The 10,050-nt window shown below is 60.8% G+C and carries 8 protein-coding genes; 7 read left to right on the top strand and 1 reads right to left on the bottom strand.

Annotation, left to right across the window (positions count from 1 at the left end; genetic code table 11):
* Positions 1-24: 24 nt before the first annotated feature.
* Complete coding sequence (locus tag AD662_RS11615; RefSeq protein WP_053187333.1) at positions 25-942, bottom strand: LysR family transcriptional regulator; 918 nt, start codon at positions 940-942, stop codon at positions 25-27.
* Between the two features lie 186 nt (positions 943-1,128).
* Between AD662_RS11615 and AD662_RS11610 the strand changes: the two genes are divergently transcribed.
* The 7 genes from AD662_RS11610 to AD662_RS11580 all read left to right on the top strand — a co-directional run bounded on the left by AD662_RS11610 (position 1,129) and on the right by AD662_RS11580 (position 9,190).
* On the top strand, positions 1,129-2,649 hold the full coding sequence (locus AD662_RS11610) for an ABC transporter substrate-binding protein (RefSeq protein WP_053187329.1): 1,521 nt from the start codon (positions 1,129-1,131) through the stop codon (positions 2,647-2,649).
* Between the two features lie 104 nt (positions 2,650-2,753).
* On the top strand, positions 2,754-3,671 hold the full coding sequence (locus AD662_RS11605) for an ABC transporter permease (protein ID WP_014338929.1): 918 nt from the start codon (positions 2,754-2,756) through the stop codon (positions 3,669-3,671).
* A 9-nt stretch (positions 3,672-3,680) separates the two neighbouring features.
* On the top strand, positions 3,681-4,583 hold the full coding sequence (locus AD662_RS11600) for an ABC transporter permease (protein ID WP_014338928.1): 903 nt from the start codon (positions 3,681-3,683) through the stop codon (positions 4,581-4,583).
* 32 nt (positions 4,584-4,615) lie between these two features.
* Positions 4,616-5,632, top strand: a complete 1,017-nt coding sequence (locus AD662_RS11595; RefSeq protein WP_053187327.1) for an ABC transporter ATP-binding protein — start codon at positions 4,616-4,618, stop codon at positions 5,630-5,632.
* Positions 5,629-6,618, top strand: coding sequence for an ABC transporter ATP-binding protein (locus AD662_RS11590; RefSeq protein ID WP_053178911.1), 990 nt, complete (start codon positions 5,629-5,631; stop codon positions 6,616-6,618). The genes AD662_RS11595 and AD662_RS11590 overlap by 4 nt, the downstream gene beginning before the upstream one ends.
* Complete coding sequence (locus tag AD662_RS11585) at positions 6,615-8,039, top strand: M20 family metallopeptidase (protein ID WP_053187323.1); 1,425 nt, start codon at positions 6,615-6,617, stop codon at positions 8,037-8,039. Before AD662_RS11590 ends, AD662_RS11585 begins: the two co-directional genes overlap by 4 nt.
* Positions 8,036-9,190: a M20 family metallopeptidase gene (locus AD662_RS11580; RefSeq protein ID WP_053187321.1), complete on the top strand. Its 1,155-nt coding sequence runs from the start codon at positions 8,036-8,038 to the stop codon at positions 9,188-9,190. Before AD662_RS11585 ends, AD662_RS11580 begins: the two co-directional genes overlap by 4 nt.
* Positions 9,191-10,050: the final 860 nt, after the last annotated feature.

Below are 10,050 nucleotides of genomic sequence, written 5' to 3'. Positions count from 1 at the left end.
GTGAACCGCACAGAACGCCTCTTTTCAGAGACGCTTGGCTTTCGCCAGATCCGCAATCAGAAAATCCCTGAAGGCACACACCGCTGCCGGTAGATTGCGCCCCGCCATGCTTTGCAGTTCGATGCGGCGTGCCTGCATGCCTTCGTCGAGGATCGGCACGCATTGCAGGACCTTGTCCGCCACCTGCTTTTGCAAGGTCATTTCGCTGGCCAGGCTGATAACGCCTTCTTCGCGCACGAAGCTATAGAGCGCGGCAACGTAGTTGGTGGTCAACACCGGGTCGAACAACAACCCCTGTACACCGCAACAGATGTCGAATAGCTGCCGTATCGTGGTATCGGCCTTGGGTAACGCAATGGGCCAGGGCTGCAGCTCAGCGAGGCTGACCGCTTCACGCCCGGCCAAGGGATGGGAATTGGCGACCACGGCAAAAATCGCTCCGCTCAGGACATGTTCGACCTTGATTTCCTTTTGCGGCGTCAGGCTGAAGGTCATCGCCAGATCGGCTTCGCCGGAACGCACCTTCTCGGTCGCTTCGGCAGGCGCACAGACCTCCAAGGTGAAATGAATGCCCTGATACTCACGCCTGAATGCGCTGATGCTCCTGGGCATGTATTCCAGTGCAAACCCTTCCGAGCAGGCAACGTGCACATGGCCCCGCTGCAAGCCATGCAGCTCGGTAATCTCCAGCACCACCTGCTCGGCCTCAAGCTGCGACTTGCGCGCATAGGCCGCCAGCCGCCCCCCCGCCTCGCTGAGCACCATGCCTCGGGCGCGACGCTCAAACAGACTGGCATCCAGGGCCAACTCAAGCTTGGCAATCTGTCGGCTCACCGCTGACGCGGCGACATTCAAGCGCACGGAGGCTTCGCTGATCGATCCGCATCGCGCGACTTCCAGAAAATAACGCAGTGCCGTGGACTGCACACCATACAGCTGCATCGGCGCCCCCAAGGATTGCCTTTTCGGCAATGCAAGTATCGAAATTTTATTCTTGTGGCATTGATAGCCTTTCCCTACATTCGTGTCCAGACCAAAAAAACATGACCTGACCTTCTCATCCTCCTTCTACGCATTTGCGATTCGCTGCCCTTTGATTCAACCACTCTCGCCAACGGAGACGACGGCATGGGCATCAAAGGTTTCGCCTGCAGTATTGCGCTGATGGGCCTCATCAGCAGTTTCCCGGCGCATGCCGGTAAAGCCAACGACACCCTGGTTTACGCTTCCGACAGCGAGCCTGAAAACATCAGCCCCTATCACAACGATTTGCGCGAAGGGGTGATTCTCGGCCGGCTGATCTGGGACAACCTGATCTACCGCGACCCCAGCAGCGGCGAATACAAACCCATGTTGGCCACTAGCTGGAAGCAGGTCGACGACACCACCCTCGACTTTGAGCTGCGCAAAGGCGTCAAATTTCACAACGGCGACACCTTCACCGCCGACGACGTGGTGTTCACCCTCAACTACGTGGTGTCGCCCGAAGCGAAAGTCGTTACCGTGCAAAACGTAGACTGGATCAAGAGCGCCGAAAAAACCGGTGACTACAGCGTCCGCCTGCATTTGAAAAAACCTTTCCCTCCGGCACTGGAATACCTGTCCAACGCCGTTCCGATGTTCCCCAAGCAGTACTTCGAGAAGGTCGGCCTGGCTGAATTCAGCCGCAAACCAGTGGGTACCGGGCCGTATAAAGCCGTGTCGGTGGTGGCTGGCGAAGGCGTGACCATGGAGATCAACAAGGACTACTTTCCGGACAGCCCACAAGGCAAGCCGCATATCGGCCATCTCAAGTTCCGGGTGATTCCGGATGCAGAAACCCGCCTGGCCGAGTTGATGACCGAGGGTGTCGACTGGACGTGGCGTGTAACCCCGGACCAGGCAGTCGACCTTAAAGGTATGCCGAACCTGACCGTGACCAGCGGCGAAACCATGCGCATTGGCTTCCTGATTCTTGATGCGCGAGGCACCTCCACGGAAAACTCGCCGATGAAGCAGCTCAAGGTGCGTCAGGCCATCAACCATGCGATCAACCGCAACGCGCTGGCCACACAATTGGTGGGGGGCGAAGCCAAGCCCTTGCAGGTGGCCTGTTATCCAGGCCAGTTCGGCTGCGATACCACCGCGGCCACGGTCTACAACTACGACCCGGCCAAGGCCAAGGCGCTGCTCGCCGAAGCCGGTTACCCCAATGGCTTCGAGACAGAAATCTTCGCTTATCGCGACCGTGATTACGTCGAAGCCATCATCGGCAACCTGCGGGCCGTGGGCATCAACGCCAAGCTGCGCTACTTGAAGTACGCCGCCCTGCGCGATCAGCAACGTGGCGGCAAGGTGCCGATGTCGTTTCAGGCCTGGGGCTCGTTCTCGATCCTCGACACCTCGGCGTCGGCGGGCACCTGGTTCAAGGGCAATCCGGACGACAACATCAAAGACCCGCAAGTCCAGGGCTGGTTGCAGACCGCTGACAACGCCCTCGACCCGCAATTGCGCAAGGACAACTACCGCAAGGCGTTGCAGCGCATCAGCGAACAGGCGTACTGGGCGCCGCTGTTCAACTACTCGATGAACTACGCCTACACCTCCGAGCTGGCGTTCACGTCGTACCCGGATGAGCTGCCGCGTTTCGTTCAGTCCAGCTGGAAGTAATCCGCCACCGAGCGGATTGATCGAGAGGTGCCGTGGCTGCGGACTGACCCGCACCACGGACACGTCCTCACACCTGTCATCCATTGGATATGAGGAAACTTGCCATGCTTGGATTCCTTCTGCGCCGTCTAGGCATCGCCATTTGCGTTGCCATTACCGTGTCGGTGATCAGCTTTTCTCTTTTGCACCTGTCCGGCGACCTGGCCACGGCCATTGGCGGACCGGAAGCCACCAGCGAGCAGATCGAACAGATCCGCGTGCAGTACGGTTTGAACAAACCGCTACCGACCCAGTACTTCAACTGGCTGGGCGATTTGTTGCGGCTGGACCTGGGCAACTCGTTTTTCTTTCAGGAGTCGGTCTACAACCTCGTCGCCAGCCGCTTGCCGATTACCCTCGGGTTAGGTGCCATGGCGCTGGCTATCGCCTTGCTGGTGGCGATTCCACTGGGTGTGCTGGCCGCGGTCAAACGCGACACCTGGGTTGACCGATTGGCCTTGAGCATCGCCGTGCTGGGTCAGGCAATGCCCAGTTTCTGGTTTGCGCTGATGTTGATCGTGGTGTTCGCGGTGACGCTCAAGTGGCTTCCGGTGTCCGGCAACTCGACGATGCTGCACTTCGTCATGCCGGCCATTGCCTTGGGCTATTACGCGACGCCGGCAATCATGCGTCTGACCCGTGCCGGCATGCTCGATGTGCTCAGTTCCGATTACATCCGCACCGCCCGCGCCAAGGGCCTGCGCCCGGCCCGCGTGTTGTTCAAGCACGCACTGCGCAACGCCCTGATCCCGGTCGTCGCCCTGGCGGCGGTGGAGTTTGGCTTCATGCTCGGCGGTTCGGTAGTGATCGAAACCGTGTTCTCCCTGCAAGGTATCGGACAGCTCGCCTGGGACGCCATCGCCCGTGATGACTTTCCGGTGGTACAGGCCGTGGTCCTGCTGATTGCGGTGATCTACATCATCCTCACCTTGCTGGCCGATGTGCTCAACGCACTGCTCGACCCGCGCATTCGCGTGCGCTAGGAGGCTTACATGAGCACCCCCACTACCCTCGCGATCAATGACTACCTGCCACCCCCCAGCAGCCTGAGCCGAGTCCTTGGCAAGAGCTTTCGTCATCGTGGTTTCGCCATCGGCACGGTGTTGTTGCTGATCATCTTCACGGGAGCACTCTTCGCGCCGTGGCTGGCCCCTTATGACCCTTACGCACAAGACGTGATGCTGCGTATGAAGCCGCCGGTATGGATGGCCAACGGCACCTGGGAATACGTCCTGGGAACCGACAAGCTGGGCCGCGATTACCTGTCACGACTGCTCTACGGCGCACGTATTTCACTGTTCATCGGCATTGCGGCGGCGCTTATTTCCGGCTTCATCGGCACCGTCATGGGGCTGTTGGCGGGTTACTACGGCGGCAAGGTCGATGCGTTCATCAGCTACCTGATCACCACCCGGCTGGCGATGCCGGTCGTGATGGTCGCACTGGCCTCGGCCTCGCTGATGGGCGGCTCGCTGAAAGTGGTGATTGTGCTGCTCGGCTGCCTGCTCTGGGATCGCTTCGCGGTGGTGGTCAGGGCTTCGGTGCAACAGATTCGCGATGCTGAATATGTGGCCTCGGCCCAGGCGCTGGGTTGCTCGACCCTGCGCATTCTGGTCAGCGAAATCCTGCCCAATCTGGTCGGCGCGCTGATCGTCGTCGCAACGCTGGAAATGGCCCACGCGATCCTGCTGGAGTCGGCACTGTCGTTCCTCGGGGTGGGTGTGCAGCCGCCGACGCCGTCCTGGGGCTTGATGATCGCCGAAGGCAAACCCTACATGTTCTTTTCCCCGTGGGTCATCGCCATTCCCGGTGTCGCCCTGATGATTCTGGTGCTGGGCATCAACCTGGTCGGCGATGGCCTGCGCGATCTGATCCTGCCCGACGGCCGTAACTGATAGACGGCCGTAACTGATAGAAGGTACCTAACATGGCACTACTCCATGTAGAAAACCTGCGCGTGGATATCCCCATGGGCAACAGCCCAACGCCGGATGACACGCTGCATGCTGTGCGCGGCCTGAACTTTGAAGTCGAGCGCGGTGAAATGCTGTGCATCGTCGGCGAATCCGGCTGCGGTAAATCCTTGACGTCGCTGGCGCTGATGGACCTGTTGCCACGCAAGGCCAAACGTACTGCGTCCCGACTGACGCTGGACGGTATCGACATGACCGGCCAGAGCGAACGGCACATGTGCGACCTGCGCGGCAATCGCCTGGCGATGATCTTCCAGGAACCGATGACCTCGCTGAACCCGGCCTACAGCATTGGCGATCAACTCAGCGAAGTGCTGACCCGGCATCGCAAGGTATCGCGCAAGGAGGCCCTGGTTCGCGCCGGGCGGATGCTTGAGAAAGTCGGCATCAGCAATGCCACCGAGCGCTTGCGGCAGTATCCGCATCAACTGTCTGGCGGTTTGCGCCAGCGGGTGATCATCGCCATGGCGTTGATGTGCGAACCGGACCTGATCATCGCCGATGAACCAACCACGGCACTGGACGTGACCATTCAAGCGCAGATCCTGCGCTTGATCCGCGACATTCAGAAAGAACTCGGCCTGGCGGTGATCTTCATCACCCACGACCTTGGGCTGGTGGCACGGATCGCCGATCGGGTCGCGGTGATGTATGCCGGGGAAATCGTCGAAACCGCCCCGGCCCTGCAACTGTTCGAGAACCCGCAGCATCCGTACACCCGTGGTCTGCTGGCCAGCATTCCAATCCCTGGCCAGACCAAACCGGGTGAGGCGCTGGGTTCGATTCCAGGCCTGGTGCCAAGCCTGGTAGGCGAACAGCAAGGGTGCGCGTTCCGCAATCGTTGCGCTCAGGCGATACCTACCTGCGCGCAAAACATCCCCGAAGTCGAGCAGGACGGCCACATGGCGCGCTGCCTGTTCGCCGCACCGGCCCCGGCACCGATTCGCCTTCAGGAGCGTGCATGGTCATGAAAAAAGACATCGCTTTGGAGCTGTGTGACATCCGCCGCGAGTTTCGGATCAACCAGGGCTTTTTCAAACCCGCCGCCACCCTGAAAGCCGTAGATGGCGTTTCCCTGCGTCTGATGCGGGGCGAGACCCTCGGTCTGGTCGGTGAGTCCGGTTGCGGAAAAAGTACCCTGGCCAAGCTACTGCTCGGTCTGCTGCCGCCTACCAGCGGCGATGTACTGGTCAACGGCAGACATCTGGCGGCGACGGATCGCAAGGCAATGTCCCGGCACATTCAGCCGATATTCCAGGACCCGTATTCCTCGCTGAACCCACGCAAGACACTGCGCGAAATCATTACCCTGCCGCTGATCGTGCATGACATCGGCAGCCCTGCCGAGCGGCGCAAGAAGACCGAAGCGATGCTTGATGTGGTCGGCCTGCCCAAGCGGGTGATCGACAGCTACCCGAGCCAGCTGTCCGGCGGACAACGCCAGCGAGTCGCGATCGCACGGGCGCTGATCATGCGTCCCGATGTGTTGATCTGCGACGAGCCCACCTCAGCACTGGATGTGTCGGTGCAGGCGCAGATTCTCAACCTGCTGCAAGACCTCAAGCGCGAATTCGGCCTGACCTACCTGCTGATCAGCCATAACCTGGCGGTCATCGAACACCTCGCCGACCGGGTAGCGGTGATGTACCTGGGGCGCATCGTCGAAGAACGTACGCGCGAATCGTTGTTTGCTGAACCCGGCCACCCTTATACCCGCGCCTTGCTGGATTCGGTGCTCACCCCCGATCCGCACCTGGGCATTCCCGATATCGGCCTGCACGGCACCTTTCCCAATCCGATGTCACCGCCGTCCGGTTGCGCTTTCCACCCGCGTTGCCCGAGCTGCTTCGCACCGTGCAAAACGGCCTACCCGGCCAATGATTCCATTATCGGGGGCAACGTGCGTTGCCACCTTCACGACAATCCTGCCCAAACACTGGAGCTTGTCCACTCATGAGTCGTTCATTGGCCATCAGCAACACCACAGAGCAATTCGACAACGGCGCCTTTTTCAATCTGCTCGAACGTAGCGTCGCCTTGCCCACCGAAAGCCAGGCAACGGACAGCCAGCCCGAGTTGTATCGCTACCTCAATGACTTCATCACCCCGCATGTCAAGGCCATGGGCTTCAGCGTCAAGATCTATGACAACCCGGTGGCGGATCGCGGCCCCTTCATGATCGCCACACGCATTGAGCATCCAGAACTGCCGACCGTACTGAGCTACGGCCACGGTGATGTGGTGCGCGGCTATGAAGCGCAATGGCGTGAAGGCCTGTCACCGTGGCAAGTCACCGTCGAAGGCGATCGCTGGTACGGCCGCGGCACGGCGGATAACAAAGGCCAGCACCTGATCAACCTGACCGCGCTGGAACAAACGCTCAAGGCTCGCGACGGCAAGCTGGGTTTTAACGTCAAACTGCTGCTGGAAATGGGCGAAGAAGAAGGCTCGCCGGGCTTGAATGCGTTCTGTGCCGCCCACAGCGAAGAGCTCGCGGCGGATGTTTTCATCGCCTCGGACGGCCCACGCCTGGCGGCATCCCGACCGACGATTTTTCTCGGCTCACGCGGGGTGTTCAACTTCGAGCTGGTGGTCAATTTGCGCGAAGGCGCCCATCACTCTGGCAACTGGGGCGGCTTGCTGGCCAACCCTGGCATCATTCTGGCCAATGCCATCGCAAGCATGATCGATGAACAGGGCCGGGTGAAGGTGGCAGGCCTGCAGCCCGAGACACTGCCGGAGCCGGTTCGCCAGGCACTGGCCGACATTGACGTGGGTGGCGGACCGGGCGATCCGGACATCGACGCCAACTGGGGTAACCCGCAGCTCTCGCTGAGCGAAAAAGTATTCGGCTGGAACACCCTCGACGTCATCGCCTTCAAGACCGGAAACCCGGATGCCCCCGTGCATGCGATCCCTGGTAAAGCCAATGCCCACTGCCATATCCGCTTCGTGGTGAACAGCGACTACACGACCTTTATCCCGGCTGTTCGTGCCCACCTGGATGCCCATGGCTTCAGCAATGTCGAGGTCAAGCAAAGCCGCATCGATGTGATGCATGCCACTCGGCTGGACCCGCAAAGCCCGTGGGTCAATTGGGCCCTCAGCTCCTTGACACAGACCACCGGCAAAAAACCTGCGCTGCTGCCAAACCTCGGGGGCTCGCTGCCCAACGACGTGTTTGCGGACGTGCTCGGCCTGCCAACATTGTGGGTGCCGCACTCGTACCCGGCCTGCTCGCAACATGCGCCGAACGAGCACCTGCTGGCACCGGTGGTCAAGGAAAGCCTGCAAATCATGGCTGGTCTGTTCTGGGACCTGGGCAACGACGCGGCACGCCTGACTCAGGAACATCAGTTGCGGGAGCAGGCGCAATGAGCGACTCGCCACAACAGGCGCTGGACTGGCTTGCCGGCCAGCGCCACGCCATGGAAGCGCTGCTGCAGCGTATCGTCGACACCGACTCCAACAGCTATGACAAGGCGGGCGTCGACGCGGTGGGCGCACTGCTCGCGGCTGAACTGGAAGCCGACGGCATCCTGCTCAAGCGCATGCCCGTCGATGATTTTGGCGATGTGATGCTCGCCGAAGTACCAGGCGCCTCTGGAAAGCCGGTGCTGCTGCTGGGCCATCGCGACACGGTGTTCCCCAAAGGCACCACCTCGACTCGCGGCTACAGTCGTGACGCCCACCTCGCCTATGGCCCCGGCGTCGCCGACATGAAAGGCGGCCTGGTGCTCAATTGCTTCGCGCTCAAGGCTCTCAAACGCGCCGGTGAGTTGCCCTATCCGGTGCAAGTCCTGTACACCGGAGACGAAGAAATCGGCTCCGGCAGCGCCAGAACCCATATCGAAAAAGCCGCCCGTGGCGCGCGTGCCGTGCTCAATACCGAACCCGGCCGGGCCAGCGGCAACGTGGTCAGCGCACGCAAAGGCGGCGCCACGCTGATCATCGAAGTCAGCGGCCGCGCGGCGCATGCCGGGGTCAACCATGCCGACGGCGCCAGTGCCATCGAAGCCCTGGCACGCAAGATCGTCAAGCTGCATGCCTTGACCGATTACGCGGCAGGCATCACGACCAATGTTGGTCTGATAGACGGTGGCACCTCCAGCAACACCGTCGCGCCTAGCGCCTCTGCCCGGCTGGACGTGCGCTTTATCGAACTCGAGCACTGGGATCAGATTTTTAGCGCAATCCTGGGCATCGTCGCGGAAGAAGAGCTGATTGGCACCCGCGCCATCCTCAAGGAGGCGACAACCTTTCTGCCGATGGAGGCCTGTCACAGCGAACGGCTGCTGCGCATCTACCAACAAGAAGCACTGGCGCTGGGTTTCAGTGTCGAGGGCGAGTTCACCGGTGGTTGTGCCGACTCTGGATTCACTGCCAGCCTGGGTATTCCGACCCTGTGTGGGCTGGGGCCGGTGGGGGGTAAGGTCCATACCGATCGTGAGTATCTGGAACTGGATACGCTGGTGCCTCGGGCTCTGGCGTTGGTGGCGACTATTCTGGCTGTTGGCGAGGGTAGTTGAGGCTTTTTTTGGGGAAGAATCTATTTGCGTTTTTCTGGATGGGTGGTGTGTATATCCGTTTTTTTGGTAACGGCGACTGGCGGTTCCGCTCTTACAGCGGCTCACTTTTGAAGAGCGCAAAAGTAAGCAAAACGCTTTTGCCCCACCACTTGGTGCCTCGCCTAGGCTCGGCATGCCCTCACTCCGGCATTGCTCCGTGGGCCCGCCGCGAAGGGCCATCCATGGCCCAGCGCGGCTATCCCGGCATCCATGCCGGGATGCCCACTCCACAATGCCTGCGTTCGGCCAGCGTGGTTAACGGGGCGCCGAGATCAACGTCCACCGCGAGGCGGCCTGGTAGCCGACCTGGTTCTTGGTGGGACCGCGTTTCTCCTGTGGGAGCGAGCTTGCTCGCGAAGGCGGTGGTTCAGTTTTGAATTGGCTGTCGTCTTCGCGGGCAAGCCCACTCCCACACTGAGTCGGTGACGATCTACAGATTTGCGGCCACTGCAAATCCCTGTGGGAGCAAAGCTTGCTCGCGATAGCGGTGGCTCAGCTTGCATCAGCGTTGGATGTGCCGCCCTCTTCGCGAGCAAGCTCGCTCCCACACTGAGTCGGTGACGATCTACAGATTTGCGGCCACTGCAAATCCCTGTGGGAGCAAAGCTTGCTCGCGATAGCGGTGGATCAGCTTGCATCAACGTTGGATGTGCCGCCGTCATCGCGAGCAGGCTCGCTCCCACACTGGGTCGGGGGCGATCTACAGATTTGCGGCCACTGCAAATTCCTGTGGGAGCGAGCTTGCTCGCGATAGCAGTGGATCAGCTTGCATCAGCGTTGGATGTGCCGCCGTCTTCGCGGGCAAGCCCGCTCCCACACTC

The organism is Pseudomonas kilonensis, assembly GCF_001269885.1.
Taxonomy (GTDB): Bacteria; Pseudomonadota; Gammaproteobacteria; order Pseudomonadales; family Pseudomonadaceae; genus Aquipseudomonas; species Aquipseudomonas kilonensis.
The sequence above is the reverse complement of the archived record's forward strand: the minus strand, read 5'-3'. Positions and strand labels throughout refer to the sequence as shown.